Here is a 25,256-nt window from a genome sequence, read left to right on the forward strand (position 1 = left end):
CAGCATGGAGAACAGCATGTCTGCCGCCCCTACTCTGCAAAGTTTCATCGCCGGCCGTTGGCTCGGCCAGCACGGCGCCCAGGCCCTGCGCAGCGCCCTCGACGGCCACGTACTGGCCTACAGCCATGAAGAGCGCCCGGACTTCGCCGAAGCTGTGGACTACGCGCGTGCACGCGGTCTTGCCTCGCTGATGGGCATGGATTTCCAACAACGTGCCCAGCGCCTCAAAGCCCTGGCCCTGTACCTGGCCGACCACAAGGAGCAGCTCTACGCCCTGTCGCACCACAGCGGCGCCACCCGGGCCGACAGCTGGATCGATATCGAAGGCGGCAACGCCACGCTGTTCTCCTATGCCGGCATCGGCAGCCGCGAGCTGCCGTCGGGTAACCTGGTGCATGAAGGGCCTGCCATACCCTTGGGCAAACAAGGCCATTTCGCCGGTAGTCACATCCTGGTGCCACGGGCAGGCGTTGCGGTGCACATCAACGCGTTCAACTTCCCCATCTGGGGCATGCTGGAAAAGTTTGCCCCGACGTTCCTGGCCGGTATGCCCTGCATCGTCAAGCCGGCGACCTCGACCAGCTATTTGACCGAGGCCGTGGTACGCCTGATGAATGCCTCCGGGCTGCTGCCCGAAGGCAGCCTGCAGCTGGTTATCGGCAGCACCGGCGACCTGCTCGACCGCCTGCAGGGGCAGGACGTGGTGACCTTCACCGGCTCCGCCGACACTGCCGCGAAACTGCGTGTGACGCCCAACCTGATTCGCAACTCGGTGCCGTTCACCGCCGAGGCCGACTCGCTCAACTGCGCCATCCTCGGCCCGGACGTAAGTCCGGACAGCGAAGAGTTCGACCTGTACATCAAGGAAGTGGTGCGTGAAATGACCACTAAAGCCGGGCAGAAGTGCACCGCCATACGCCGTGCGATCGTCCCGGCCAGGCACCTGGATGCCGTGGCCACCCGCCTGCGCGAACGCTTGAGCAAGGTCGTGGTTGGCGACCCGTCGCTGGAAGGTGTGCGCATGGGGGCCTTGGCCTCCCATGACCAGCAGCGCGATGTCGGCGAGCGGGTGCGCAGCCTGCTGCAGAGTTGTGATCAGCTGTTCGGCGCCAACGATGGCTTTGCCCCGCGTGGCGAAGGCGTGGCTGAAGGCGCGTTCTTTGCGCCAACCTTGTTGCAGGCCCGCGACCCACATGCCGAGGGCGGCGCCCACGATATCGAAGCGTTCGGCCCGGTCAGTACGCTGATGGCCTATGACGACCTCGACGAAGCCTTGGCACTGGCTGCCCGTGGCAAAGGCAGCCTGGTGGCGACCCTGGTCACCGCCGACCGCAGCGTGGCCGCCAAGGCTATCCCGGTGGCGGCTGCCTGGCATGGCCGACTGCTGGTGCTCGATAGCCAGGCTGCCAAGGAGTCCACTGGGCACGGCTCGCCGCTGCCGCAGCTCAAGCACGGTGGCCCGGGCCGCGCCGGTGGTGGTGAAGAGCTGGGTGGCCTGCGTGCGGTCAAGCACTACCTGCAGCGCGCCGCCGTGCAAGGCTCGCCGAGCATGCTCACGGCGGTCACCGGCGAGTACGTGCGCGGCGGCGACGTGATCAAAACCGACGTGCACCCGTTCCGTCGCTACTTCGAGCAGCTGCGTATCGGCGAGTCGCTGCTCACCCATCGCCGCACCGTGACAGAAGCTGACCTGGTCAATTTCGGCTGCCTGTCAGGCGACCATTTCTATATGCACTTCGACGAAATCGCCGCCAAGGCGTCGCAGTTCGGTAAACGCATTGCTCACGGTTACTTCGTACTGTCGGCAGCGGCCGGGCTGTTCGTGTCGCCCGGTGCCGGACCGGTGCTGGCCAACTATGGGCTGGACACCCTGCGGTTCATCAACCCGGTGGGCATTGGCGATACCATCCAGGCGCGGCTGACCTGCAAGCGCAAGATCGACCAGGGCAAGACCAGCCCGCTGGGGCAGCCGCAGGGGGTGGTGGCGTGGGATGTGGAGGTGACCAATCAGCTGGGTGAGCTAGTGGCCAGCTATGACATCCTGACCTTGGTGCTGAAAAAGCCAGCATGATGGGTTGAAGCTACTGGCCTCTTCTCGGGCACGCCGCCTCTGATCGGCACAGCGCCCTTGTAGGAGCGGGTTCACCCGCGAAGAGGTCGGTAGCGGTTCAAGGCACTTGGGATCAGTACACGTACGTGGCTGCAGTGAAGCATGCAGGCATCTAAACCGTTGGTCAGCGACTGCCAATGCTCAGTGAACCTCTGGCGTACACCTGTAGCTCTCAATTCATGAGGACCATCAACGAGGACTGCGCAATGGATTCCCTACTGCGAATGGGTGGCGGCAATGTTGAAGATGACTGGCCGGAGCTGGAGCCGGATCGACGCAATGATCGGGCAGACGACCCGGATACCGACCCCAATGTGACTGATGATGAGGAAAACCGGCCCGGCGTCCCGGCCAGCGACCCTGAGTCTGGCGCCTGACACGGTGAGTATCAGCGTATCCTGCAGGAGCGGGCACGTCCGTTCCTGCAGTCTCTTTTACCGGTTGCAGGCGAGCTATTAAACCATCGCTGCCGGATCGCCCACCGACTGGTTGGGTTTGCTTCCCGAAATCCGCCAGCTCACGGCGGTAATGCCGTAACGCTCGGCCATCGGCCGACTGACCTTCCTGATTTTCTCGCGACCGAACTTGGGAATGATGCCGATGCCCGCATCACAACTTGCCCAATGCCAAGCCTCGGCATTGTCCAGGCGTTCCAAGCGAATGATGAAACTGCGCGGCTGGTCATGCAGTTTGTAATCGATTATGTACAGCTGTGGACTAGGCATCGCAGGGGGCCTCCTCTTCTCCATGGATGACATTTTGATTGATCGGGCGGTGGCCAGAAGATTCAAAATTTTGTCCAACAAAATGTCATGGCGCGATTCCGGGGCGGTTACCCCGAAATCGCTGCTGGGCACCTATGGGGAGCTGGCGTTCAGCGAAAGCTCCCTCTCACTGGCTGCGGCCTGCACTGTGGCTGTTGCGCCCCCCCTTGCGTCCGGCTTCCGATGCCCGTTGACGGTCGTTGGCAAAGTTGCCGCCAGATGCCTGGCCACCCTTGTGGCCAGCGCGCGAAGCCCTCTCGCGGTCATTGGCAAAGTTACCTGGGTTGGTTTCCTTGGTGCCGCCGCGCTGGCGGGTTCGCTCTTGGTCCTGCGCCATGTCGTTTCTCCTTGCGATGGATTGGCTGATCGCATGAATCGATGCCATGCCTAGCTTCCGAGCCCCCGATCGGTCGCTGTGCTCAATGGTTTTACAGTCAGCTGACCGGTGGCACTAAAAACATGCAGGCAGGCTGTTTGCGTAATGGAAGTGACCGTTCGTCAGCTTCAACGCAACGTTTATTGCCAGCCAGGGCCGAAACTTCATGCAATAAAGGAATCGCCCAGGAGCCGGAATGAAACCAGTCAAGCATCGCGCCACCATCATTTGCCGGCATGGCAAGCAGCGCCACAAGTGGTTGTGGGTGAGAAAGCCGAAGGCGCCCTGGACCCTTCCAGGCGGCAAGATCGAACCCGGCGAGACGCCGATGCAGGCCGCGCAGCGGGAGTTGCTGGAAGAGACTGGGCTACAGGCTGAATCGCTGGTGTTGTTGATGCGCCACGAAACGTCAGAGCGTGTGCATTACGTGTTCGCAGCGGAGTTTGCCGAAGCACCGCAGCCCAAGGCCCGGCACGAAATTGCCGACTGCCGCTTTGCCCACCTGGATCAGGTGGCTGTGGTGAAGGGCGAGATCAAGGCCCTGATCCGCTCCTTGCTGGCTTGTGACGCGGGCACGGCGGCGTCCGTTCGGTAAGCTAGGCGTGCACACTCCACTGAACGGCATCTGACGCGATCGGCATCTCGTCGATTGCATGGATCATTCCGTTTTCCAGCGCCTCCCGCGGCGCCAGTATCCTTGGATAAGCCATTAGATAGCGCGGTACATCCAGGACCTCGGCCGCGCCTTTCGTGCGCTCGGCCACGATCTGCGCATACAGGCGCAGGTCGTAATCCAGGCTCATCGCATACTCGGACATCCGCGAATGGTCCACCGAACCATGCAAGGTCCAATGAAACGGGTGGAAAAGAAACTTGCTGAAACTGCAAGCCGTGCGTCGCTCTCCGGCAAGGAAGAGGATATTGCCCATGGATTCCACCGTACCTAGGTTGTGGGTATGCACCTCCACGGGTAACCCCCGGAGAAAGTTGTACAGGGTAAAGCCATAGCTGCATTCGCCGCCCATGGTGGCGATGTTCAGTTGCAGAAGCTCGGCACCCTGTTGCAATGCCCGTGAGCAGGTCGTGATCAGGTTGCCGCAGGTAGACGAATTGATCGGCCCGGTGAAGTGGATGATATGTCTGGCCATGCTTGCCTCCGCGGGTGGCAGGTCATTGCTTGTGCTTTTGCACATCGTTGCCCAGCCCGGCCATCTGGCAGTGGGAGAAAGGCTCGAATGTCATCCGGGCACCCTGCCAGGAAACGGGTATGCGGTGGAGACGCCAGCTGCCGCAAAGTTCAACTCGGCGTCAGCATTTCCGTTGGTCAAGCGTTGTGAACCCTCGCCGGCCTTTGCCGGTCGCACTTTCAGAGCGACCGAACAAGGAACCGGCAGTGAGGACGGCAGCGTGAGCGATATTCGCATCGGTATCTCCGGGTGGCGCTATGGCCCCTGGCGCAAGGACTTCTACCCCAAAGGCCTGAAGCAGGACGATGAACTGGCATTCGCTTCACGGGCGGTGAACAGCATCGAGATCAATGGCTCGTTCTACAGCCTGCAAACGCCCCAGCGGTATCTGGGCTGGCGTGAAGAAACGCCGGACGGCTTCGTGTTCGCGGTCAAGGGGCCGCGCTATATCACCCATGTCCGGCGGCTGAAGGACATCGAAGAGCCAATGGCCAATTTTTTCGCCTCCGGGCCGCTGTTGTTGGGCGAAAAGCTCGGGCCGTTCCTGTGGCAGTTCCCCCCCAACATGAAGTTCGATGAAGACCGTTTTTCCCGGTTTCTGGCGCTGCTGCCACACACCCGCAAAGCGGCCCTTGAACGCGCCCAAGGCTGCGCCGAGCGCCTGAAGGGTAATGGCAGCCTTGCCATCAAAGGCGATGCTCGCTTGCGTCACGCCGTGGAAATCCGCCACGAGAGTTTCCTCTGCGAAGCCTTCATCAAGCTCTTACGCAAGCATCGCGTAGCGCTGGTAGTCGCCGACAGCGCAGGCAAATGGCCCTGTGTCGAAGACGTGACCGCCGACTTCGTCTACATGCGCCTGCACGGGGATGTGGAGCTGTACAGCAGCGGATATACCGCACGCGCGCTGCGGCGTTGGAAGCAGCGTATCCAGCTATGGAGCGAAGGTAACCAGGCGGACGATGCCCGCCTGGTCGTGCCGGGGCCGCCGCCTCGGCGTGCCGCACGGGATGTGTACTGCTATTTCGACAACGACCAGAAGGTTCACGCGCCATACGACGCCAGGCGCTTGCTGCAAAAGCTGTCGTTGGACCATGAGTTGATGACCGAGCCAGGCGTGGTGCCGGAGGTGGCCTTGTGAACAAGCCCCTGCCCGCCCCACGCGGCATCATCGACAAGGTGACCGCTGTACGCCGGCTCAATGTGTTGACGCTGAACGTGCACAAAGGCTTCACCTTCTTCAACCGGCGCTTCATCTTGCCCGAGTTGCGCGAGGCCGTACGGGCCACCGGCGCCGACCTGGTGTTTTTGCAAGAGGTGCACGGCAGTCACCAGCAGCACGCCTTGCGCCACCCTGCCTGGCCCGAAACACCGCAGTACGAGTTTCTGGCCGACAGCATGTGGCCGCAGTTCGCCTATGGCCGCAATGCGGTGTATCCCCATGGCGACCACGGCAACGCGCTGTTGTCGAAATTCCCCATCAGCCGCTTCAACAACCTGGATGTGTCGGTGCAGGGCAATGAACAACGTGGCCTGCTGCATTGCCAGTTGGAGGTGCCGGGCCATGACGAGGTGCATGCGGTATGCGTACACCTGGGCCTGCGCGAAGCACACCGGCAGCGCCAGGTGAAGCTGATGCTGGACCTGCTGGCCAGCCTGCCGCCCAACGCGCCGGTCATCATCGCCGGCGATTTCAACGACTGGCGGCTGAAGGCGGACGCGGTGCTCAGCGAACACCTGACAGAAGTCTTCGGCACTCCGGCGCGCAGTTTTCCCGCGCGCCTGCCGTTGTTGCGCCTGGACCGCATCTACTTGCGAAACGCGGTGCCGGGCGCTGCCCAGGTGTTGTCCAAATACCCGTGGTCGCATCTGTCCGACCACGTACCACTGGCTGCGGAGATCAACCTGTGAACCGACCCTGGGTAGACGGCAATGGCGTGCAGTTGCTGATCAATGGCGAGCAGTACTACCCCCGCGTATTCGAGGCCATGGCCCAGGCGCGGGAAGAAATATTGCTGGAAACCTTTATCATCTTCGACGACAAGGTGGGCAAGCAATTGCAGCAGGTGTTGATCGAGGCGGCCCGGCGCGGTGTACGCGTGGAAGTGGCGGCGGATGGCTACGGCACAGCCGAGCTGCCGGCTGAGTTCATTTCAGCGATGACCGACGCGGGTGTAAGCTTTCATGCGTTCGATCCGCAACCGCGCTTGTTGGGCATGCGCACCAACCTGTTTCGCCGTTTGCACCGCAAGATCGTGGTGGTTGATGGTGAACGGGCCTTCATCGGCGGTATCAACTACAGCGCCGACCATTTAGGCGACTTTGGTGCCATGGCCAAGCAGGACTATGCCGTGGAGGTCACTGGGCCGGTAGTGGCGCAGGTACATGCAGCCAGTAAGCGCCTGATGTCTCCTGTTCTGCAGCCACCCAGTGCGGTACGCCCGGTTACCGAGCCCGCCGGAAGCACCAGTGCTGTATTGATCGAGCGCGACAACGGCATGCGCAGCACTGATATCGAGGCGCACTACCTTCAGGCGTTTCGTAAAGCCAGGCAACGCATTGTCGTCGCCAACGCCTACTTCTTCCCAGGCTACCGATTGATGCGCGAGCTGCGCAATGCGGCCCGGCGTGGCGTAGAGGTTCAGTTGATCTTGCAGGGCCAACCCGACATGCGCTGGGTACGCGCATTGTCGCGCCTGCTGTACAACTACCTGCTGCGCGACGGGGTGAAGATCCATGAGTACTGCCAGCGGCCGTTGCACGGCAAGGTGGCACTGGTGGACGACCAATGGGCCACCGTCGGCTCCAGCAACCTCGACCCCCTGAGCCTGTCGTTCAACCTGGAGGCCAACCTGTTCATTCGTGATCGGGCCTTCAACCAGCAACTGCACCAGCATCTGCAGGCACTGGCCAGCGAGCAATGCAAACCGGTCACCTTGGAGCGCATGATTCGCGGCTACTGGTGGCGAGCACCGTTGATCTTCGTGTGCTTCCACGTGATCCGCCACTTCCCGCGCATTGCGGGCTGGTTCCCAGCGCACCGGCAGCGTTTGCGCTCGGTGCAGCCGGAAGCCGAACCTCATGGCAACTTGCACGAGGGCAACTCCTGATGGCGCGCAAAAGCTGGCAAACGTGGGGCAAGCGTCTGCTCACACTCGCGTTTCTGATCCTGATCCCTGTGCTGTTGTACCTGCTGGCGCGCAACCTGGACTGGAACGAAGTGCGCCAGTCTTTGCTGGCCTACAAGCCTGGCACCCTTGCCATCGGCTTGGCGATCGCGTTGAGCAGCTACCTCGCGTTTGCCAGTTACGACCTGTTGGCCCGGGCTTACACCGGCCACACGCTACCTGCCCGGCAGGTATTGCCCGTCGCGTTCGTGTGCTACGCCTTCAACCTCAATTTCACGACCTGGGTAGGCGGGGTTGCCTTGCGCTACCGCCTTTATGGCCGGCTGGGCCTGGATACCGCGACCATTACACGCATCCTCACCTTGGGGCTGTTGACCAACTGGATGGGCTATATGCTGCTGGCCGGCACCGTATTCGCCCTGGGCCTGGTGGAGATGCCCGGTAACTGGGCGGTGGGCACTACAGGCCTGCGCCTGATCGGCCTGCTGTTGCTGGCGATTGCGGGCGGCTACCTGCTGGCCTGTGGTTTCGCCAAGAAGCGCACCTGGTGCTGGCGCGACCACGAAGTGACGCTGCCCTCGCTGCGTCTGGCGCTGTGCCAGGTGGCGCTGGGTGCCAGCAACTGGGCACTGATGGCGCTGCTGATCTTCTGGCTGCTGCCGGGCGAAGCGTTCTACCCATCGATTCTCGGCATCCTGCTGATCAGTTGCGTGGCCGGTGTGGTGGCGCATATCCCTGCGGGGCTGGGCGTGCTGGAAGCGGTGTTTCTGGCCCTGCTGCATGGGCAGATGGCCCAGGGCACGCTGGTGGCTGCCCTGCTCGGCTACCGCACGTTGTACTACCTGATTCCGCTGCTGTTGGCAGTGGTGACCTACCTGATCCTGGAAAAGCGCGCCAAAGCCATGCGCCGGCGCGACAAGCCTGCTCAGACCTGACGAGGGCCTTGTGCCCTGGAGGTGGAAAATGCGTGTTCCTGCCTTGATGATGATGGTTGCCAGCCTGGCCAGCGGCCAGGCCTGGGCCGAAGCTTGCAATGTGCTGACTCGCTCCTCCAGCGACGCCGTGACGCCGGTGGAGCGGCACACCTGTTACAGCTACAGCAACATGCCCGCCGAAGCGATCAACTGGTCATGCAGCAACGAAAGCAAGGACATGCTCAATAGCGAAAAGAGCAAAGTAGCGCGGTGTGCCGATGGGAGTGTCGGCAGCTGCATCGCTCCCCTGACCCCAGAGGCATTGGCCAATCCCAAGGCAATCGGTGGCGAGAAGCCGGCGTTGCCCAAGGATGCGCGGGTGATCACTTACTATTACGACACCCCAAGCCTCGGCCAGGCCCGTAGCGACTGTGAGCGAAATAACGGGGTTTGGCAGACCCACTAGTACAAAAGGCTGGGAGCCAGCGCAAGCCCGCTCCCAGAACAAGATCAAAGGGCGGGGCGATCGCCTGCAAGGGCAGCCCGCCTATCTGCTTCAGGGCGAGATCGGATCACTCGCTGGAAAGGTTTCATCCAGCGCGTTGTCCACCGCGCTCTCGCCGGGCTTTTCACCACAATGGCAGTCCTGCATCCGGCATGGCTCACCCTTGCGGTGGCCGCTGGCGCAGGCCTCGCAGCAATAGGCCTTGCCGTCTCGCTGCAAGGCATTGGCATCCACCGTGCAGGAGCAGTGCGTACACGCGCAGCGTTGATCGTTCATGGCTTGCTCTCCTCGTCGTCAATCACTTCATCGGTCCAGGGCACCCCATCCAGCGGAGCGGATCGGGCCAATTCGGCCTCGTCCAGGCCAATGCCGCCACCGATCTCGTCGGCATCCACCTGGCGCAAACGCTGGTCTGCCGGGCCGCCACTGCCGCCCGGCTCGTGGGGGTCGCGTGCGCCGGTTTCGTCCAGCAGGGTGTCCGGGCTCAAATCGTCATAGGTGACATTGTCCTCATGCAGGCTGTCACTCAGCGTTTCGCCGCCGGTCATGCCACTTTGTGCCACGCGCTGGGGTGGGAACTCACGGGCGACCTCGGCGGCGGGTCGCTCGTCGCCCACACGCCCTTCGCGTTCGTCCAGGCGTTCATCGAAATCCAGTTCATGCACGCTGCCCATGCGGTCCTCAGTGTCATCGATTTCGGTGGGGGTGTATGGCTTAGGTGCATCGGGTCGGGTCATGTGCGTTCTCCATCAGGTGGCTTCATTCGGTCGACTACGCCAGCTCACGGAAGATTCAGAGTTTTTTGAACTACCGCCTCGGCCGGCACCTCCCACCTTAGAGACTGTGATCTGCCCGGAGCCCGCCATGGCCAAGCCCCTGCAGGAATATGCGCGCAAGCGCGACTTCAACGCCACGCCCGAGCCCAGCGGCAAACGCAAACGTGGCAAGCGGGCCCATGCGCTGCAGTTCTGCATCCAGAAGCACGACGCCAGTCACCTGCATTACGACTTCCGCCTCGAGCTCGACGGTACCCTGAAAAGCTGGGCGATCCCCAAAGGCCCATCGCTGGACCCCAAGGTGCGCCGCCTGGCAGTGCATGTGGAGGACCATCCGTTGGACTACGCCGATTTCGAGGGCCATATCCCTGAAGGCCACTATGGTGCAGGCGATGTGATCGTCTGGGACCGCGGTATCTGGGAGCCTGAAGGCGATGCCCATGAAGCCTATGTCAAAGGCAAGCTGCGTTTCCGCCTGCAAGGCGAGAAGCTAGCCGGCGTGTGGAACCTGTTTCGCACCCACCTGGCCGGCAAGAAAGAACAATGGATGCTGGTCAAGTCGCACGACGCCCAGGCGCGCAGCGAAACCGAGTACAGCATTGTCGAGGCCCTGCCCGACAGCGTGCTCAGCGAGCGCACGCTGGTGCCACGCAAATCCGCTGCAAAAAAAGCCACTGCCCCGCGCAGCAGCCGTAAACGCGCCGACAAAGTTCAGGCTGCACCCTTGCCAGCACAGCTACAGCCACAGCTGGCAACGTTGGTGGATTCTCCACCCAGCGGCGACTGGCGCTACGAAGTCAAGTTCGATGGCTACCGTATCCTGGCCCGAATCGAGGGCCAGGACATCCGCCTGTTCACCCGCAACGGCCATGACTGGAGCAGCAAGATGCCCCGGCAGGTGGCTGCCCTGCGCGCGCTCGGTATCGACTCGGCCTGGCTCGATGGCGAAATGGTGGTGGCTGATGAGAATGGCATGGCTGACTTCCAGGCGTTGCAGAACGCCTTCGATACCGAGCACGACGAACGCATCACCTATTACCTGTTCGACCTGCCATTTCTGGGCGGTCAGGACCTGCGACAGCTACCGCTGCAGCACCGCCGCGATACGTTGCGCCAACTGCTTGAGCACAACCATTCCGACTTCATCAAGTATTCCGCCGACTTCGACGAACCTGTCGAATCGCTACTCGACAGTGCCTGCCGGCTGAAGCTGGAAGGCCTGATCGGCAAGCGTGCTGACAGTGTTTACAGCGGCCGCCGTAGCCCAGACTGGATCAAGCTCAAGTGCAAGCAACGCCAGGAATTCGTGATCGTCGGCTACACCGACCCCAAAGGCAGTCGCAGCGGCTTCGGTGCCCTGCTGCTGGCCCTGCACGACAATGAGCGTGGCGAGCTGCGCTATGCCGGCAAGGTTGGTACCGGCTTCAACACCACGACACTGGCCAGCATCCACACGCGGCTCAAGCCCTTGGAAATCGCCAGCCCTGCCCTGCCCTCGCCACCTGCCGGAGCCGAAGCGCGTGGTGTGCACTGGCTGCGGCCGCAGTTGTTGGCTGAAGTCGCCTTTGCCCAGATGACCCGTGACGGCATCGTGCGGCATTCGGTGTTCCACGGCCTGCGCGATGACAAGGCGGCCACCGCCATTGACCTGGAGCGCGCCATGCCCGCAAAAACTGTATCCAACCGCAACAAGCAGGCCAAGGCGTCTGAGAATCTGGGTGAACTGCGGCTGACCCACCCCGACCGGGTCATCGACCCCTCCACGGGTGTGACCAAGCGCGAAGTCGCCGAGTATTACGCTGGCATCAGCCAGTGGATCCTGCCACAGCTCAAGCACCGCCCGGTGGCATTGGTGCGCGCCCCGGACGGCCTGGGTGGCGAGCTGTTCTTCCAGAAAAACGCGGGCCAGCTGCACATACCCAACGTACTCAGTTATGAAAAGGCCGAGGCAGGCCAGGCGGCGATGGTCATTAATCGCCCGGACACGCTGCTGGGCGCGGTGCAGATGAATACGCTGGAACTGCACACCTGGAACGCCACGGACAAGGATTTCGACAAGCCGGACCGTTTTGTCCTCGACCTGGACCCTGATCCTGCGCTGCCATGGAAGGCGATGGTGGAGGCGACCCAACTGGCCCTCACCCTGCTGGATGAACTGGGCCTGAAGGTGTTCCTGAAAACCAGTGGTGGCAAGGGTATTCACGTGGTTGTGCCCTTGACCCGGCGTGCCGGCTGGGACGAAGTCAAGGACTTCAGCCACGCCATCGTCAATTACCTGGCCAAGCTGTTTCCGGAGCGCCTGAGCGCGGTGTCGGGGCCGAAAAATCGCGTGGGACGCATCTTCATCGACTACCTGCGCAATGGCAAGGGCGCTACCACGGCGTGCGCCTATTCACTGCGAGCCCGTGACGGGCTGCCAGTATCGGTACCTATCTGGCGTGAGGAACTGGCGCAAATCAAGGCCGCCAACCAATGGAACATCACAAACCTGCACGAGCGTCTGGCGGAGGTCGACGACCCTTGGGCCGACATGGGCAAGGTACGCCAGTCGATCACCGCGCGCATGCGCAAGCAGCTAGGGCTCGAATGATGATGCCCCTGCGATTGGACACGACCCGGGAGCCACGCCCATGAGCATCGTTCAGGACTTCAACCTGACCACCCTTGACCGCCTTTTACGCGCCTTTGGCGAACGCCAGCTACCGCTCAACCTCGATACCCAATTGCCGCAACTGATCCAGGCGCTGCAAGCTGATCACCTCGACCTGCTACCGTTGCCGGGGCAAGGCAACACCTTGCGTCGCTGGCAGACCTTGGCACGGGTGGCCGGCTGTGACCTGGCACTGGCCAAGCTCTATGAGGGCCATACCGATGCCTTGGCGATCCTGGCGGAATGCGGCGCAGCGCACCACGCCAACGACGGCATCTGGGGCGTATGGGCGGCAGAGCCGCCCGATGCGCGGGTCCACATCACTGCGCGTGAAGGCGACCAGGTGCGCCTGAGTGGCACCAAGGCCTGGTGTTCCGGTGCCTTGCAGATCGATCGCGCGCTGATTACTGCCTGGGATGAGGCCGAGCAGCCGCAATTGGTGGCAATTGAGCTGTCGCAGCCGAGCCAGGGCCTGAACATCGAGCACTGGCAGGCCGTTGGCATGGCCACTACCGCCAGTGTCGAGGTGGCGTTCAACGATACCCCAGGCACGCTCATCGGCACGCCGGGCCAATACCTCTCGCGCCCTGGCTTCTGGCAAGGCGGTGCAGGTATCGCTGCCTGCTGGTACGGCGCGGCCGAGGCGCTGGCGGATTACCTGCGTGAACAGTGCCGCAAACCCCGCCCAGACCCGCATGCCGATGCGCATCTGGGCGCTGTGGATGCTGCGTTGCATGGCGCCCGTGCGTCATTGCGTGAATGTGCTGCCTGGATCGATCAGCAGCCCGGTGTGGATGCCAGTTTCGAAGTTCGCCGCACCCGCGCCCAGGTAGAACAGGCCGTAGAGCAGGTTATCAGTCACGTCGGGCGTGCCTTGGGGGCCACGCCGTTCTGTCGCAGCAGTCATTTTGCCCGGCTGAGCGCCGACCTGCCGGTGTTCCTGCGTCAGAGCCACGCCGAGCGCGATCTGGCGATGCTGGGCCAGCAGTTGGCCCAGTTGCCAGCCGGGGTGTGGCAACTATGAGCCAGAATCTGATCCAGGCCGCGGGTGGCACGCCTTGGGCAGCCTGGCAGCAAAGCGCGCACCTGGCGCGTGCGACCTGGCTCGACTCACGCCAACTGTGCCCGCCGGGGCGCCGGCTGGTATTAATTGCGCCGCACCCGGATGACGAGATTCTCATGGCCGGCGGCCTGTTGGCAGGCTTCAAGGGGCGTGAGGATGAGCTCGTGCTGATCTCCGCCACCGACGGCGAAGGCAGCCACCCCGGCTCCAGTCACTGGACCGAACATCGATTGCGCCGCCAGCGCCCCCAGGAAAGCCGACTGGCCCTGCAGCAGCTCGACCTGGACCTTGAACGCCTGGACTGGCGCAGGCTTCATCTGAAGGACGGCCAGTTGCCGCGCGAAGAAGCGTTTCTGACCCGTCACCTCACCCAGTTACTGCGCGCCGATGACCTGCTGATGGCCACCTGGCGCAGTGATGGCCATTGCGATCACGAGGCCGTCGGCCGCGCCGCTGCGCAGGCGGCGGCAACCCGTGGGGTGCACTTGGCTGAGGTACCGGTCTGGGCCTGGCACTGGGCCGAGCCTGACGACCCGCGCCTGCCATGGCCCCGTGCGCACCGCGTGCAGCTCGATGAAAGCCGTCTGGCACGCAAGCGCAAGGCCTTGGCCGCCCACGTCAGCCAGCTGCAGCCGGACGGCGAGCAGCCGCCGGTGCTACCGCCGCACCTGCTGGATTGCCTTCTGCAACCTTTCGAACTGGTGTTTCTTTGAATGGAGCTGTCATGAGCCTCGATCCACAGTATTTTGCCGAGCTATACGCCACCAATGAAGACCCTTGGGCCTTTCGCACCCGCTGGTACGAGAGGCGCAAACGCGAGCTGGTGATGGCCAGCCTGCCACGCCAGTGCTATCAGCGCGTGTTCGAGCCAGCTTGCGCAAATGGCGAGCTCAGCGCGCTGCTGGCCGAGCGTTGCGCCGAACTGCTGTGCCAGGACCTGGACCCGACGGCCGTAGGCCTGGCCCGTGAACGCCTGGCTCACGTGCACAATGCTTCGGTCGAACGGGCCCGGTTACCGGGGGACTGGCCCGGCGGCCGCTTTGACCTGATCGTGCTCAGCGAGGTGGGTTACTACCTTGATCCCACCGACTGGCTGCAGGTGATCGAACAATCGGTGGCCAGCCTTACCTACGACGGCGCGTTACTGGCATGCCACTGGAAGCACCCTATCGCGGGTTGCCCGCAGGACGGTCGCGACGTGCACCGCCTGTTGACCCGGCATTTGCCGTTGCATCAGCAGTTCCGCCATGAGGAGGCGGACTTTTTGCTGGAGTACTGGTCATGCCAGCCAAGCGTTGTCGATCTCGACGAGACGTGCCCATGATTGCCGTTGTCATCCCTGCACACAACGAAGCCCGCCGCCTTGGGCGATGCCTGCGGGCAGTGCTGATCGCTGCCCAGCAGGCGCAGCATGCGGGAATGCACGTGGAAGTGCTGGTGGTACTGGACCGCTGCAATGACGGCAGCGCCGCCGTGGCGCGGCGTTTCGGCGTACACCTACTGGAGGTGGATGCCGGTAATGTCGGCATGGCACGTCGCGTGGGCGCGGCGCACATGGTCGAGCGGGGCGCCACGTGGTTGGCGTGCACCGATGCGGACAGCCGGGTCCCGGCGCACTGGCTGCTGTCGCAGCTGGCCTGCAGCGCCGAGGTGGTTTGCGGCACCGTGCATGTCGAGTACTGGCAACCCTGGCAGACAGCCGCGCTGCGCAAGCTGTACCAGAGCCGCTACCAGGCGTGTGAAGGGCATCGGCATGTGCACGGCGCAAACCTGGGGGTATGTGCCAATGCCTATGAGCGTGTGGGTGGCTTTCAGCCCCTGGCGGCGCATGAAGATGTGCAGCTGGTCAGCGACCTGCAGGCCAGCGGCGCCCAGATCGTCTGGACCGCCAGGCATAGTGTGGCCACCAGCAGTCGACGTGACAGCCGCGCCCGCGAGGGGTTTGGTGATTACCTGGCGGGGTTGCAGGCGCAGTCTTGAACTCAATGGCATTGGCCGTGTTCATGAAGCCTTTCGCGTCTTCTTCACCGGTTTCTTGCCACCCAGGCTGCGCTTGAGCAGTTCGGTCAGGTCGAGGATGTCCGCACCTTTCTCGGCCCCTCCTGCGTCGCCCTTCTCCACCGCCTCGATCTTGCCCTTGCTGGCCTTCTCTTCCACCAGGTCCATGATCGTCTGGCGGAAGGCGTCGTGATAATCCTCAGGCTTCCAGGGCCCGCTCATGTCCTCTACCAGGCGCTTGGCCATCTCCAGCTCACGCTTCTCCACCTTGCTGTCGGTCACGCTGGCATCCAGCTCCAGCGTTTCCAGCCCGCGCACCTCTTCAGGCCAGCGCAAGGTGATCATCACCAGCGCATGGTCCAGAGGCCGCAGCAGCGCCAAGTACTGCCGGGTATGCAATACCACGGTGGCCAGTGCCACTTTGCCGGTCTTTTCCAGCGTCTCGCGCAGCAAGGCGTACACCTTGCCGCCACGGCGGTCCGGGGTCAGGTAGTACGGCGTATCGAAATGCTGCAGCGGAATATCGCCCGCTTCCACAAAGGAAAAGATATCGATCGTCTGGGTCGCTTCGGGCCGGGCCTTGCGGATCTCCTCTTCACTGATCACCACATAGCGGCCCTTCTCGAACTCTACGCCCTTGACGATATTGTCCTTGTCGATTTCCTTGCCGGTCACTTTGTTCACCCGCTTGTAGCCGACCGGCTCCATGCTGCGCTTGTCCAGCCAGTCGAAGTCCACGCGCTCGGTGCGCACGGCGGTATTGAGTGCCACGGGGATGTGCACAAGGCCAAAACTGATGGCGCCTTTCCAGATTGCCCGAGCCATGAGGGTGCTCCCAGGGTTGCCTGCTGATACCAGAAGTGACTGCGCCGGGCGACAAAGGTTTAGCTGCCCTGCCCTGCGGCAACCGTCACGCCTGGCTGAACAGCACCCGCTTGAACGCTTCGGCCGCCAGGTGCACTTGTACCGCCCAATCCCCTGCGGCTTCACTGCCTGCATCATCGGAAATGTATTTCAGGCACACGAACGGGATACCTTCGCCCCGCGCGATCAATGCCAGCACGTAGGCTTCCATGTCGACCACGTCGTAAGGCGCGTCGCCATGGTTGATCTCGAAGCTGTCACCGCTGCCACAGGTTTCCACAGCCAGGCCGGGTATTGCCGCCCCGTGTTCGAGCACCACCGGGGTGTCGGACAAGGGTGTTTCATAACGGGCAAAGCCCAGCGCGGTCACATCCATGTCGCGTTGTACGAAGCGGTTACAGCACACGACTTTGCCTTTGCCATGACGCTGGCTGCCAGCCGAGCCCAAGTTGACGATAAGCTTGGGCCTGCGCGTGGCGATCGCCTTGGTCAGGGCGATTGCGGCATTGACCTTGCCAATGCCGGTGAACACGGTGTTCACCTCGGTAAAGACATCGCCAGCCTCGGCCTCAAGCGCAAAGACGAACAGCGTGTCATTCAGGGAAATGTCGGGGAATTGCTTGATCAGCATCATGGAGCAGGTGTTTCCGAGTGGCTGCAAAGGGCGCGGCCATTGTCGGTCAACCCGGGCTAAATGCAAGTCCCGGCAGCCACCACGGCGCGTAGCGCCTGCCCTTTGCCAAGCCCGTCTGCCCTGGCCTGTGCCAGGCAGCGCAATTGCTGATCGGCATGGGTACCATGGCGCAGCACGTGCAGGGCGTGCTGGCAGGCGCGCTCGGCGTCCGCGCTGTCTATGGGTATCTGGGCCTGCAGTTGGGCGAGCCAGCCTTGCGCCGTGACCGGCTGCTGCTCGTGACAACCTATGAAGTGTGCGTGGCGCCCATGGCGCATGGCACGCCAGTAGTTCTCCTGGGCGATCCAGCGCAATTCGCGGCTGCAGGGTAGCGGGTCATGGCGGTAGGCAATGCTGTGTTCAACCAGGTGGCGAAACAGTGCTGCAATGCACAGAACGTCTTCCAGATTCGGGCAGCCATCGCAGATGCGCAACTCCACTGTCGGATAGCGCCGCGAAGGCCGGAGTGCCCACCAAAGGTCGCCATCGGCAGCCAGTGCACCGGTGCGCTGCAACAGGGTACGGTAGCGTTGATAGGCGGCCCAATCCGGCAACGCTTCGGGCAAGCCCATGTGCGGCCACTCACCACAGATCACACGGCGATAGCTCATGTACCCGGTAGCCTGGCCAGCCCACAGGGGCGACGAAGTGCTCAACACCAGCAACAACGGTAACCAGGGCAAAAGGCGGTTGATCAGTTGCATGCGGTCACACGCTGGCGGCACGCCAACGTGCACATGCAGGCCATTGAGCAGGCTACGCCTTGCCACATGGCGGTAGTCATCGAACAGCTGCTGATAGTGCCCTTGTGCCGCGGGCTTCTGCCGCAGCCACGCGGCGCAGGGGTGGCTGGCCGCAGCGTATGGCCCCATCCCCTCTTCGGCCAATGCCACGCGCAGCCGCTGACGGCTGCGCTGGAAGAATTCACGCGCTTCATGCAGGTTGGTGAACACCGGCGACGCCAGCTCGATCTGGCTGCGGAACATTTCCTGGGCGAAATAGCGGCCAAGTGCTTCACGGCAGCGCCCGATCACCGCGAGTGACGGTGTGGCCGGAACCTGACCCGAGCCCAGGTTCACCAGCAGGTACTCTTCCTCGATGCCGAACGTACAGGGCCGGATCATGCTGCCTCAGCGGCTGCGGGTAACGGTGAGCGCCACGGCGGCGATGCGTTCGACCTGTTCGTAGCCTGGCTCAGCCAGTTGCTCGCCAAATACGTCGGGGTCGATTTCCCGATACACCCAGGCCCAATCCGGACCGGCCAGGCGCAGGCGGATGGCTTCGAGCAGGGCGTCGCGGCCTTCGACAATGGCCACGCCGGTGTACAGCAGCAATGTACCGTGGCGGCTCAGCCGTTCGCGAGCCTGCTCCACGATACGCAGTGACAGGTCGGCGCCTAGCACGCCGCCACCGTGACGGTAGATGCGGGCGTTGGGGTCAAGCATGTAGGGCGGGTTGGCAACGATCAGGTCGAACGTACCGCTGATACCGTCCAGCAAGTCACTGGGCTCGACCGACAGATTACTCACGCCCGCCAGGGCTGCATTGATTGCCGTATAGCGCAGCGCCAGGGGGTTGATGTCAACGGCGCTGACCTGTGCGTGCTGGGCGGCGCGGGCAATCAGCAAGGCGCCCACCCCGCTACCACAGCCGATATCCACTGCATGCTCGACCCGCTCGGGGCAGTGCTGGAGGTGATCGCGAATGACCTGGGCAAAGCGGTAACTGTCCGGGCCGAAGAACACGGCATCGCTGGCGTCGGTTGGATACGCCGAATGCAGCAACAGTAAATCATCCAGGCTGGACCAGCGTACCGTGCTGATCAGCCGTTCACCCTGTGCACCCAACGCCTGCGCACGTTCGAGCAACAGTAACTGATCTGCCGACAGCAAACCTGGCTCGAAAGGTCGGCTCCAGCCGAATATATCGCGCAGGGTGCTGGCCTGCCCGCAGCCCTCGCGGGCATTGACGCGCGCGTGGGTAGCGGGTGTCACGCAGGTAAAGCGGTATCCATCGGCGTGCAGGCGCTGTCCCAGTTGTAGCAACGCCTGGTCTGCCTCGATTTGCCTGTGAGCGAGCATCATCAACGTGGTTCCTCCTGGCGCAGCCCGGTTACGCGCATGTAGGCGCGCGTGGCAGACAGACCGTCGGGCGTGGCGTGGCGATTGCCGACCATCCTCTGGATCAACGCCTTGGGGGCCACATTCAAGGCGTCCTTGGGTATGTCTTCAGGCTCCTCGGGCAGCCCCCAACTGCCAGGGGACACGCGGCGGATGGACGGCTGCCAATCGTCGGCGATCCAGTCATGCCAAAGCTGTTTTTCATAGGCGTTGAACACTCCGAACATCGCCGCGGTCGGCCCGTCGATCAGCGTCCACCAGCGGCTGTTCGCTGGCGGCTGCCCTCTGCGGATCCAACCCTGAGCCTGCAATGCGGCAACGAATGCGGGCATGGCGCCGGGTTCGGCCAGCCATTGATTGATCGTACGCTGCTGCAGGCGGCAATGGTCGGCATGCATCAATTGGCCATAGACCCGCTTGCGTTCAAGAGCTGCAAACAGTTCGCCTTGCAGGTCGAACTGGCGGATGAGGTCTGGCGTGGCGATACCCCGGTCATTCAGGCGGTAGCCTAAGCGCGCCCTGGCGTAGAACGCCTGCGGATCATGCGCGGGGCTTAGCTGATTCAGCGCCTGAATTGCCAGGCGGGCGTGGCCGCTGGCGGCATTGTCGATGGTCACGTGCAGCTGAAAATACTGCCCGTCGATGCCCAGTTCGGCCAGCTCGTACGTGGTGATCAGCAGATGCAGCGGTGGCTGCTCATAACCGAGGTTGTAGCCAACCACCTCTGGCAGGTGAGTGTCGCAGTGCTGCCCCAGGGCAAGTTGCAGGGCCCCTTGCAGATACCGCGTGTCATCCAGGGGCATGGCCTCTACGCAACCCAGGCGACCAAGCAGGCGCTGATAGATCAGCACATGGTTGCAGCGTGGATCACCGTTGCCGAGCTCTTCCAGATAGGTGCGAATCAGCCCGTGATAACGTGGATCGCGCCAGTGATGCAGGGTGCCCTGTAGCCAGGCGCCATCCACGGCCTTGGTCGGCGCAACCTGTTGCAGGAACCACAATGCGTGGGCGCGGTTGGAAAAGTAACGCCGGGGCATGCCTTGACGGCGTTGTGCCCGGTAAACGGTGTAGGCCTTGGCGACCTCGGCGGTATGCTTCTTACTCCAGGCCGGCAACTCGGACGGTGTGTCGGGCAAGTCGTCCGGCATGCTCGCAGCCCCCGACAGTTGTTCCTCGAGCCATGAGCCGCTGCCAGCATCCTGGCCTGCGAGCATTGCTTGGTAGCGTTGTCGCAGGCTGGTCGATTCGGTGACCACTTGCGCAGTTCTTGCAGTATTGCGGTTCATCACCGTCATGCCGTGCTCCTTGTCTTCTTACTGGCTCGGCTTTTGGCCAGGCATCGGCTCGGGGTCGGGCGCAGGCTGCGGTGCAGGCTTGGAATCAGGTTGCTGCATCTGCAGCGAAGGCTTGCTGGGGTCGGAATCTTTACCAGGGTGGTCATTGTCGCGGTCGAAACAGCCGCCGACCAAGCTCAGCGCGGCCATCAGGATGATCAGTGGAGTCAGTCGCATGGAGTACCTCCTTGGATAATTGCAGTGCCAGGTCGCCCCGGCACTGCGCCTTGGTCAGTTACGAACGGCCGCCCTTGTGGCCCGACTCGCGGTCGTGGGGCATGTTGCCGCCCGAGGACTGGCCGCCCTTGCGACCGGCTTCGGAAGCTTTTTCACGGTCATTGGCGAAATTGCCCGGGTTCTTGTTACCGCCTTGGCTGCCTTGTTGATTGCCGGTGCGGCTGTTGTCTTTAGTGGCCATGGTGTTCAAACCTCATATGACTTCGGAATGCACGGCAAGATGCCGTACACAGATTCGGAGTTCGGCGATATCGGCAGATTCGCTTTATTACGAGAGGTTCGGACCGGTGGCGTTAAATAAGCGGCATCGCCGTATTTGGTGCGCGTGTCAGTGGTGCGGCGGGCGATCCATGCGCGCCTGGCGCCGGCCCAGCCAGCCACCCGTCGCGGCCCAACCCACGGCAAGCAGCGCGCCGATCAGCATCGCCAATTGCGGGTGCTCGCCCATCACGTCCAACCCACGCTTGACCCAGCCGCTCAGCGCATCGCCGCCACGGTAGACCACCGTGTCGATGAAGTTCTTGGCTTTGTACTTGTCCTCGGCGGGCAGCACGGTGAACAGCATCTCCCGCCCTGGCCGTACCAGTGCGTATTCACCTGCCCGGCGCACCACCATCACCACCACGAACAGGGCAAACACAGGGGCCAGTGCCAGCCACAAGAAGCCGGCAGCCATGACCAGCGGCACTGCAACCAGCAACACACCGACACCCAGCCGACGGGCCAGGCGCCCGGTAAGAAAGACCTGGGTGAGGATGGCCAGGGCCTGCACAACCGTGTCGATCAGGCCGAACACCTGTGTCTGTCGGGTGCGGTCCGTGAAGGTTTCGCTGACAATACGCGCCTGCTCGAAGTACAGGAATGTGCTAACGCTGGCCAGCAATACCACGAACAAAGCGATGCCTAGCAGATAGGGCGAGCGCAGGACGGCGGTGGCGCCGGTAAACGGGTTGCCACCCAGTGGCCGCGCGTCCTGATGTTCGGTTTGCATCGCAATGGGTTGACGGGCTCGCCAGCGTTGCAGGAACAGTGTCGCGCCGATACTGCCCAGCAGAAATACCGCCGCCAGCACCAGTAACCCGGCATGGCCGAGCGGCGCCACCAGCAGGGTGCCAAGCAGGGGGCCACTGAGCCCACCCAGGCTGGCCCCGGCTGCCAGCAGGCCGAACAGCCGCTTGCCTTGGGCGGTAGAAAACAGATCGGCAAGCACGCTCCAGGCCAGCGAGATCGTCAGCAAATTGAACACTGACAGCCAGACATAGAACGCCCGGGCGGTCCAGAGATCGTCAGGGTTACCGGCCAACAGTGCCGCGAACAGCAACAGGTTGCTGGCGAAAAAACCATAAGTCCAAGGCAGGATATGCCTGCGCTGCACCCTGGATGCCAGCCAGCCAAACAGCGGCAGGCACGCCAACGTGGCGATGAAGGTGCCGGTGAACAGCCACTGCAGGTTTTCCACGCCACCGGCAACGCCCAGGGTTTCGCGCACCGGGCGCAGCATGAAGTAACCGGTGAACAGCAGGTAGAACAGCAGCAAGCCGGCGATGACCGCCGGCCCCTCACCAGGCTGGATGTTCAGCCCTTGGTCCAGGCGCCGCCGCCAGGCTTGCATCATCTCAGGCAAACTGCGTGATCAGCGCCTGTTGCTGCGCCGGGGTGAGCATTGGCTCATGCCCGGCCTTGAGCTGATCGAGCTGGCGGTCAGGCCGACTGGTAGCGGGGATGACCGTGGTCACTGCCGGGTGGCTGATGGCGAACTTGAGAAACAGCTGTGCCCAGCTGCCGATGCCTGCCTCGGCGGCCCAGCCCGGCAAGGCCTGGCCCTTGACCCGAGCGAACAGCCGACCATCGTCGAAGGCCCGATTGATCAACACCGCAACGCCCTTGTCCTGGCACAGCGGTAGCAATTCACGGGCAGCGTCAGGGGCGTTGACCGAGTAGTTGATCTGGATGAAGTCCAGCGGCTCGCTTCGCACGATACGCGCGACGTCGTCGTGGCCACTGTTCAGGTAATGGGTGATGCCGACATAACGCGTGCCGCCCTGCTGCTTCAGCTCGCGGGCATAAGGCAGCTGGGTCTGCCAGTCGCGCAGGTTGTGAATCTGCAGCAAGTCGACCTTGTCGGTACGCAGGCTCTTGAGGCTGCCGGCCCACTGCGCTTGGGCTTCAGCCCGGCTATTGGCGGCGATCTTGGTGGCCAGGAAGCACTGGCGGTGCCAGCCGCCCTCTTCCAGCAACTGGCCGAGAATGCTGTCGGCGCCCCCGTAGTTGGGCGAGGTGTCGATCACCCGGCCGCCGCCTTCAAAAAATGCCTTCAGCACCGTTTTGAGCTGAAGGTATTGGGGCGAACCGCTTTCTACTTCGAAACTGCCCGAAGTACCGGCACCGATCACCGGCAACGCTTCACCGGTGGACGGGACTTTACGGACCAGCAAACCCGCCGGCACGGCAGCGTGCAGCCAAGGGCTGGCGGCGGCCAGCAACCCCAATGTTGCACCGGCGCGTAGGACTTCACGACGTGCGTACATGGAAAATCTCCCGTCATGAATCGGAAATTTTCAAGCCTAGCCGCTCTGTCCCTCGCCTGCGGGTGTTTCTGTATCTGGATGTTTAGAGATCAGGCCCGCAGCAAGGGGCTCAGATCGACACCCGTCTCGTTCATTGGCGGGCACCAGTAGTAGCCCCCCGTCAGCGGGCGGCTAAAGCGGTACAGCCCGTCGATGATGCCGTCTTCCAGGCCACTCATGCGCCGCAGCTGCACTTCGAATGCCTCGAAACTCTTGCCCAGCGCGACAAAGGCCAGGCCGGCGCCGCGTTGGTCGGCCCAGGCTACCGAGCGACGGACCATGAACGCCTCGGGTTCAAAGCTTTCCTGGGCGGTGCGCTTGACGTGCGCGGACTCGGGGGCGTCGTCGAGTTCTTCGTTATCGCTCAGGCGACGGCCGATGATGTTGTCCTGGTCTGCCTGGGGCAGCGACTTGAAGTATTGCAGGTCGTGCTTCCACAGCTGGAACGCGGCAAAGCTGGCGCCATCTGCGGCAATGGCCGCTTGCACCGCCTCTTCGTCTACCGGGTTTTCGGTGCCGTCTTCATAACCGGTAAGGTCATGGCCGCCCCGGTGCAGGAAGCCATCAACGCTGTCGGCCAGGCCCAGCGCGGGAGCCAGCGCCTGCTCCAGGGCCTGGGCGCGCAGCAGCAGGTCGCCACGTTCGTCGCCACGCAGCCACAGCCACAGGGCGTGTTGGGTGCTGGGGTTCTCCACCGCAGCATCCAGCAGCGGGAACGGGCGCAGGCCTGGTATTTCCCGGCCCAGGGCCTTGGCCAGGGGGGCGCCTACGCCCAGCAGCAACTGTTTGCCATCGACCTGCGGCAGCAAGGCATCCAGCGCGGCAGGCAACGCCTCGGGCGACTGCAGGGTGAAGAACAGGTGACGGGCGTGGGCCGGCACCGGGGTGGCAAGCAGACCTTGCTGGAACGGCATATCAGGCTAATCCTAAGGTAAAAACGGAATGCTACTTCGCCTGCATGCCTGCTGCAATGCGGCATGCAGCCTCGCCAGCCGCTGCGCGTAGTAACAAACGGTTACCAAGAGCTGGCCCTTTGCAATTAGCTATCAATCAAGGCCGACCTACACTGCTTCAGATCCTTCGCCCGAGATCTCCCTCATGACCGCCTCGCCCCTGCTCACTGCGTTTCTGCCGCTTGCACTGGGCATCATCATGCTTGGCCTTGGGTTGTCGCTGACCCTGGCCGACTTCGCTCGCGTGGTGAAGTACCCAAAGCCCGTGGTGGTGGGCCTGGTGTGCCAGATCCTGCTGTTGCCGCTGGTGTGCTTCCTGATCGCCAACGGCTTTGGCCTGGAATCTGCCCTGGCAGTGGGGTTGATGCTGCTGGCGGCTTCGCCGGGCGGTACCACGGCCAACCTGTTCAGCCATCTGGCCCACGGTGACGTGGCGTTGAACATCACCCTGACGGCGGTCAACTCACTGATCGCGATCCTGACCATGCCGTTGCTGGTGAACCTGTCGCTGAGCTGGTTCATGGCCTCGGACCAGGCTATTCCACTGCAGTTCGCCAAGGTCATGCAGGTGTTCGCCATCGTCTTGCTGCCGGTGGCGCTGGGCATGCTGATTCGCCATTTTGCCCCGGCATTCGCTGCGCGTATGGAGAAACCGATGAAGCTGGTGGCTGCGCTGTTCCTGGCCTTCACCATCGTCCTGGCACTGGCCAAGGACTGGCAGACAGTGGTCGAGTACGCACCGGTGGTGGGCCTGGCGGCGCTGCTGTTCAACCTGCTGAGCCTGACGGTGGGCTATTGGGTGCCGCGGTTGTTGAACATTCCCAAGCGCCAGGCGATTGCCATTGGTATGGAAATTGGCATCCATAACGGGACCTTGGCGATTGCCCTGGCGTTGAGCCCTTCGCTGCTGAACAACGCGACCATGGCGGTGCCGGCTGCGTTGTACAGCTTGATCATGTTCTTTACTGCGGCCGGGTTTGGCTGGTGGGTGAGCCGCGGGCATGTGGCGGCAGAGCCCAAAGGTGAAACCGTGAACTGAC

The 25,256-nt window shown here is 62.8% G+C and carries 28 protein-coding genes and 1 pseudogene; 14 read left to right on the top strand and 15 right to left on the bottom strand.

What is annotated here, in order from left to right:
* Positions 1–16 precede the first annotated feature (16 nt).
* Together paaZ and I8746_RS06795 are read left to right on the top strand one after the other, a co-directional pair.
* A complete protein-coding gene (gene paaZ / locus I8746_RS06790; RefSeq protein WP_221100363.1) occupies positions 17–2,071 on the top strand; it encodes a phenylacetic acid degradation bifunctional protein PaaZ in 2,055 nt (684 codons plus the stop codon).
* A 245-nt stretch (positions 2,072–2,316) separates the two neighbouring features.
* Entirely contained in the window at positions 2,317–2,487 is a 171-nt protein-coding gene (locus I8746_RS06795) for a hypothetical protein (protein ID WP_155295227.1), read from the top strand.
* 78 nt (positions 2,488–2,565) lie between these two features.
* Here I8746_RS06795 and I8746_RS06800 read toward each other — a convergent pair whose 3' ends face one another.
* Both I8746_RS06800 and I8746_RS06805 read right to left on the bottom strand, forming a co-directional pair.
* A complete protein-coding gene (locus I8746_RS06800) occupies positions 2,566–2,835 on the bottom strand; it encodes a DUF6555 family protein (RefSeq protein ID WP_004374494.1) in 270 nt (89 codons plus the stop codon).
* A 166-nt stretch (positions 2,836–3,001) separates the two neighbouring features.
* Positions 3,002–3,211: a general stress protein gene (locus I8746_RS06805; RefSeq protein ID WP_017148352.1), complete on the bottom strand. Its 210-nt coding sequence runs from the start codon at positions 3,209–3,211 to the stop codon at positions 3,002–3,004.
* 235 nt (positions 3,212–3,446) lie between these two features.
* On the opposite strand from I8746_RS06805, the gene I8746_RS06810 reads away from it, so the two are divergent.
* Positions 3,447–3,845 (top strand): NUDIX hydrolase, encoded by a 399-nt coding sequence (locus tag I8746_RS06810; RefSeq protein WP_012052307.1) that lies wholly within the window; start codon positions 3,447–3,449, stop codon positions 3,843–3,845.
* A gap of 1 nt (position 3,846) precedes the next feature.
* On the opposite strand, the gene I8746_RS06815 is transcribed toward I8746_RS06810, so the two are convergent.
* A complete protein-coding gene (locus tag I8746_RS06815; RefSeq protein WP_012052308.1) occupies positions 3,847–4,398 on the bottom strand; it encodes an ATP-dependent Clp protease proteolytic subunit in 552 nt (183 codons plus the stop codon).
* 124 nt (positions 4,399–4,522) lie between these two features.
* On the opposite strand from I8746_RS06815, the gene I8746_RS06820 reads away from it, so the two are divergent.
* The 5 genes from I8746_RS06820 to I8746_RS06840 are packed head-to-tail and all read left to right on the top strand — an operon-like array spanning position 4,523 to position 8,942.
* The gene (locus tag I8746_RS06820) at positions 4,523–5,575 is read left to right on the top strand and encodes a DUF72 domain-containing protein (RefSeq protein ID WP_080754545.1); all 1,053 of its coding nucleotides are present in this window, start codon (positions 4,523–4,525) and stop codon (positions 5,573–5,575) included.
* A complete protein-coding gene (locus I8746_RS06825) occupies positions 5,572–6,345 on the top strand; it encodes an endonuclease/exonuclease/phosphatase family protein (RefSeq protein WP_088513182.1) in 774 nt (257 codons plus the stop codon). The genes I8746_RS06820 and I8746_RS06825 overlap by 4 nt, the downstream gene beginning before the upstream one ends.
* A complete protein-coding gene (clsB, locus tag I8746_RS06830; protein ID WP_088513183.1) occupies positions 6,342–7,544 on the top strand; it encodes a cardiolipin synthase ClsB in 1,203 nt (400 codons plus the stop codon). The genes I8746_RS06825 and clsB overlap by 4 nt, the downstream gene beginning before the upstream one ends.
* Positions 7,544–8,497 (top strand): lysylphosphatidylglycerol synthase domain-containing protein, encoded by a 954-nt coding sequence (locus tag I8746_RS06835; protein ID WP_012052312.1) that lies wholly within the window; start codon positions 7,544–7,546, stop codon positions 8,495–8,497. Before clsB ends, I8746_RS06835 begins: the two co-directional genes overlap by 1 nt.
* A 28-nt stretch (positions 8,498–8,525) precedes the next feature.
* Positions 8,526–8,942, top strand: coding sequence for a hypothetical protein (locus tag I8746_RS06840; protein WP_012052313.1), 417 nt, complete (start codon positions 8,526–8,528; stop codon positions 8,940–8,942).
* Between the two features lie 90 nt (positions 8,943–9,032).
* On the opposite strand, the gene I8746_RS06845 is transcribed toward I8746_RS06840, so the two are convergent.
* Positions 9,033–9,257, bottom strand: a complete 225-nt coding sequence (locus I8746_RS06845; protein ID WP_004576227.1) for a metallothionein — start codon at positions 9,255–9,257, stop codon at positions 9,033–9,035.
* Complete coding sequence (locus tag I8746_RS06850) at positions 9,254–9,718, bottom strand: hypothetical protein (protein ID WP_019438593.1); 465 nt, start codon at positions 9,716–9,718, stop codon at positions 9,254–9,256. Before I8746_RS06850 ends, I8746_RS06845 begins: the two co-directional genes overlap by 4 nt.
* A 127-nt stretch (positions 9,719–9,845) precedes the next feature.
* Between I8746_RS06850 and ligD the strand changes: the two genes are divergently transcribed.
* From ligD to I8746_RS06875, 5 genes are read left to right on the top strand one after another with little or no spacing between them, the layout of a single operon-like run.
* On the top strand, positions 9,846–12,347 hold the full coding sequence (gene ligD / locus I8746_RS06855) for a DNA ligase D (protein ID WP_221100364.1): 2,502 nt from the start codon (positions 9,846–9,848) through the stop codon (positions 12,345–12,347).
* 40 nt (positions 12,348–12,387) lie between these two features.
* Complete coding sequence (locus tag I8746_RS06860; RefSeq protein WP_012052316.1) at positions 12,388–13,431, top strand: acyl-CoA dehydrogenase family protein; 1,044 nt, start codon at positions 12,388–12,390, stop codon at positions 13,429–13,431.
* Positions 13,428–14,183 (top strand): PIG-L deacetylase family protein, encoded by a 756-nt coding sequence (locus I8746_RS06865; RefSeq protein ID WP_012052317.1) that lies wholly within the window; start codon positions 13,428–13,430, stop codon positions 14,181–14,183. The genes I8746_RS06860 and I8746_RS06865 overlap by 4 nt, the downstream gene beginning before the upstream one ends.
* Positions 14,184–14,194: 11 nt before the next feature.
* Entirely contained in the window at positions 14,195–14,794 is a 600-nt protein-coding gene (locus tag I8746_RS06870) for a bifunctional 2-polyprenyl-6-hydroxyphenol methylase/3-demethylubiquinol 3-O-methyltransferase UbiG (RefSeq protein WP_012052318.1), read from the top strand.
* Positions 14,791–15,450, top strand: coding sequence for a glycosyltransferase family 2 protein (locus tag I8746_RS06875; RefSeq protein ID WP_221100365.1), 660 nt, complete (start codon positions 14,791–14,793; stop codon positions 15,448–15,450). The genes I8746_RS06870 and I8746_RS06875 overlap by 4 nt, the downstream gene beginning before the upstream one ends.
* 21 nt (positions 15,451–15,471) lie before the next feature.
* Here I8746_RS06875 and I8746_RS06880 read toward each other — a convergent pair whose 3' ends face one another.
* The 10 genes and pseudogenes from I8746_RS06880 to I8746_RS06925 all read right to left on the bottom strand — a co-directional run bounded on the left by I8746_RS06880 (position 15,472) and on the right by I8746_RS06925 (position 24,177).
* Positions 15,472–16,293, bottom strand: a complete 822-nt coding sequence (locus I8746_RS06880; RefSeq protein WP_221100366.1) for a Ku protein — start codon at positions 16,291–16,293, stop codon at positions 15,472–15,474.
* Between the two features lie 85 nt (positions 16,294–16,378).
* Complete coding sequence (locus I8746_RS06885; RefSeq protein WP_221100367.1) at positions 16,379–16,966, bottom strand: nucleosidase; 588 nt, start codon at positions 16,964–16,966, stop codon at positions 16,379–16,381.
* 56 nt (positions 16,967–17,022) lie between these two features.
* Entirely contained in the window at positions 17,023–18,129 is a 1,107-nt protein-coding gene (locus tag I8746_RS06890; RefSeq protein ID WP_221100368.1) for a carboxylate-amine ligase, read from the bottom strand.
* Between the two features lie 6 nt (positions 18,130–18,135).
* On the bottom strand, positions 18,136–19,089 hold the full coding sequence (locus tag I8746_RS06895) for a class I SAM-dependent methyltransferase (RefSeq protein ID WP_014756702.1): 954 nt from the start codon (positions 19,087–19,089) through the stop codon (positions 18,136–18,138).
* On the bottom strand, positions 19,089–20,420 hold the full coding sequence (locus tag I8746_RS06900; protein ID WP_221100369.1) for an iron-containing redox enzyme family protein: 1,332 nt from the start codon (positions 20,418–20,420) through the stop codon (positions 19,089–19,091). Before I8746_RS06900 ends, I8746_RS06895 begins: the two co-directional genes overlap by 1 nt.
* An 18-nt stretch (positions 20,421–20,438) precedes the next feature.
* The gene (locus tag I8746_RS06905; RefSeq protein WP_014756700.1) at positions 20,439–20,636 is read right to left on the bottom strand and encodes a hypothetical protein; all 198 of its coding nucleotides are present in this window, start codon (positions 20,634–20,636) and stop codon (positions 20,439–20,441) included.
* Positions 20,637–20,694: 58 nt separating this feature from the next.
* A pseudogene (locus I8746_RS06910) lies at positions 20,695–20,820 on the bottom strand (general stress protein); the annotation flags it as partial.
* A gap of 204 nt (positions 20,821–21,024) precedes the next feature.
* Positions 21,025–22,308: an NTP/NDP exchange transporter gene (locus I8746_RS06915; RefSeq protein ID WP_060545164.1), complete on the bottom strand. Its 1,284-nt coding sequence runs from the start codon at positions 22,306–22,308 to the stop codon at positions 21,025–21,027.
* A 4-nt stretch (positions 22,309–22,312) separates the two neighbouring features.
* Complete coding sequence (locus I8746_RS06920) at positions 22,313–23,224, bottom strand: aldo/keto reductase (protein ID WP_221100370.1); 912 nt, start codon at positions 23,222–23,224, stop codon at positions 22,313–22,315.
* Positions 23,225–23,313: 89 nt separating this feature from the next.
* Positions 23,314–24,177, bottom strand: coding sequence for a Dyp-type peroxidase (locus tag I8746_RS06925; protein ID WP_088513190.1), 864 nt, complete (start codon positions 24,175–24,177; stop codon positions 23,314–23,316).
* 184 nt (positions 24,178–24,361) lie between these two features.
* On the opposite strand from I8746_RS06925, the gene I8746_RS06930 reads away from it, so the two are divergent.
* Positions 24,362–25,255 carry a bile acid:sodium symporter family protein gene (locus I8746_RS06930; protein WP_012052327.1) on the top strand — a complete coding sequence of 298 codons (894 nt, stop codon included), beginning with the start codon at positions 24,362–24,364 and terminating at the stop codon, positions 25,253–25,255.
* Position 25,256: the final 1 nt, after the last annotated feature.

It is taken from the genome of Pseudomonas sp. USTB-Z (assembly GCF_019691255.1).
Taxonomy (GTDB): domain Bacteria; phylum Pseudomonadota; class Gammaproteobacteria; order Pseudomonadales; family Pseudomonadaceae; genus Aquipseudomonas; species Aquipseudomonas alloputida.

What these genes read in the sequence shown, in the direction of transcription:
- I8746_RS06815 (WP_012052308.1), bottom strand. Translation starts at nt 4,398, where the DNA reads ATGGCCAGACATATCATCCACTTCACCGGGCCGATCAATTCGTCTACC.
- ligD (WP_221100364.1), top strand. Translation starts at nt 9,846, where the DNA reads ATGGCCAAGCCCCTGCAGGAATATGCGCGCAAGCGCGACTTCAACGCC.
- I8746_RS06835 (WP_012052312.1), top strand. Translation starts at nt 7,544, where the DNA reads ATGGCGCGCAAAAGCTGGCAAACGTGGGGCAAGCGTCTGCTCACACTC.
- paaZ (WP_221100363.1), top strand. Translation starts at nt 17, where the DNA reads ATGTCTGCCGCCCCTACTCTGCAAAGTTTCATCGCCGGCCGTTGGCTC.
- I8746_RS06800 (WP_004374494.1), bottom strand. Translation starts at nt 2,835, where the DNA reads ATGCCTAGTCCACAGCTGTACATAATCGATTACAAACTGCATGACCAG.
- I8746_RS06880 (WP_221100366.1), bottom strand. Translation starts at nt 16,293, where the DNA reads ATGGCTCGGGCAATCTGGAAAGGCGCCATCAGTTTTGGCCTTGTGCAC.
- I8746_RS06895 (WP_014756702.1), bottom strand. Translation starts at nt 19,089, where the DNA reads ATGATGCTCGCTCACAGGCAAATCGAGGCAGACCAGGCGTTGCTACAA.
- I8746_RS06845 (WP_004576227.1), bottom strand. Translation starts at nt 9,257, where the DNA reads ATGAACGATCAACGCTGCGCGTGTACGCACTGCTCCTGCACGGTGGAT.
- I8746_RS06890 (WP_221100368.1), bottom strand. Translation starts at nt 18,129, where the DNA reads ATGATCCGGCCCTGTACGTTCGGCATCGAGGAAGAGTACCTGCTGGTG.
- I8746_RS06805 (WP_017148352.1), bottom strand. Translation starts at nt 3,211, where the DNA reads ATGGCGCAGGACCAAGAGCGAACCCGCCAGCGCGGCGGCACCAAGGAA.
- I8746_RS06865 (WP_012052317.1), top strand. Translation starts at nt 13,428, where the DNA reads ATGAGCCAGAATCTGATCCAGGCCGCGGGTGGCACGCCTTGGGCAGCC.
- I8746_RS06905 (WP_014756700.1), bottom strand. Translation starts at nt 20,636, where the DNA reads ATGCGACTGACTCCACTGATCATCCTGATGGCCGCGCTGAGCTTGGTC.
- I8746_RS06810 (WP_012052307.1), top strand. Translation starts at nt 3,447, where the DNA reads ATGAAACCAGTCAAGCATCGCGCCACCATCATTTGCCGGCATGGCAAG.
- I8746_RS06885 (WP_221100367.1), bottom strand. Translation starts at nt 16,966, where the DNA reads ATGATGCTGATCAAGCAATTCCCCGACATTTCCCTGAATGACACGCTG.
- I8746_RS06795 (WP_155295227.1), top strand. Translation starts at nt 2,317, where the DNA reads ATGGATTCCCTACTGCGAATGGGTGGCGGCAATGTTGAAGATGACTGG.
- I8746_RS06925 (WP_088513190.1), bottom strand. Translation starts at nt 24,177, where the DNA reads ATGCCGTTCCAGCAAGGTCTGCTTGCCACCCCGGTGCCGGCCCACGCC.
- I8746_RS06870 (WP_012052318.1), top strand. Translation starts at nt 14,195, where the DNA reads ATGAGCCTCGATCCACAGTATTTTGCCGAGCTATACGCCACCAATGAA.
- I8746_RS06850 (WP_019438593.1), bottom strand. Translation starts at nt 9,718, where the DNA reads ATGACCCGACCCGATGCACCTAAGCCATACACCCCCACCGAAATCGAT.
- I8746_RS06840 (WP_012052313.1), top strand. Translation starts at nt 8,526, where the DNA reads ATGCGTGTTCCTGCCTTGATGATGATGGTTGCCAGCCTGGCCAGCGGC.
- I8746_RS06920 (WP_221100370.1), bottom strand. Translation starts at nt 23,224, where the DNA reads ATGTACGCACGTCGTGAAGTCCTACGCGCCGGTGCAACATTGGGGTTG.
- I8746_RS06900 (WP_221100369.1), bottom strand. Translation starts at nt 20,420, where the DNA reads ATGACGGTGATGAACCGCAATACTGCAAGAACTGCGCAAGTGGTCACC.
- I8746_RS06860 (WP_012052316.1), top strand. Translation starts at nt 12,388, where the DNA reads ATGAGCATCGTTCAGGACTTCAACCTGACCACCCTTGACCGCCTTTTA.
- I8746_RS06875 (WP_221100365.1), top strand. Translation starts at nt 14,791, where the DNA reads ATGATTGCCGTTGTCATCCCTGCACACAACGAAGCCCGCCGCCTTGGG.
- I8746_RS06915 (WP_060545164.1), bottom strand. Translation starts at nt 22,308, where the DNA reads ATGCAAGCCTGGCGGCGGCGCCTGGACCAAGGGCTGAACATCCAGCCT.
- I8746_RS06930 (WP_012052327.1), top strand. Translation starts at nt 24,362, where the DNA reads ATGACCGCCTCGCCCCTGCTCACTGCGTTTCTGCCGCTTGCACTGGGC.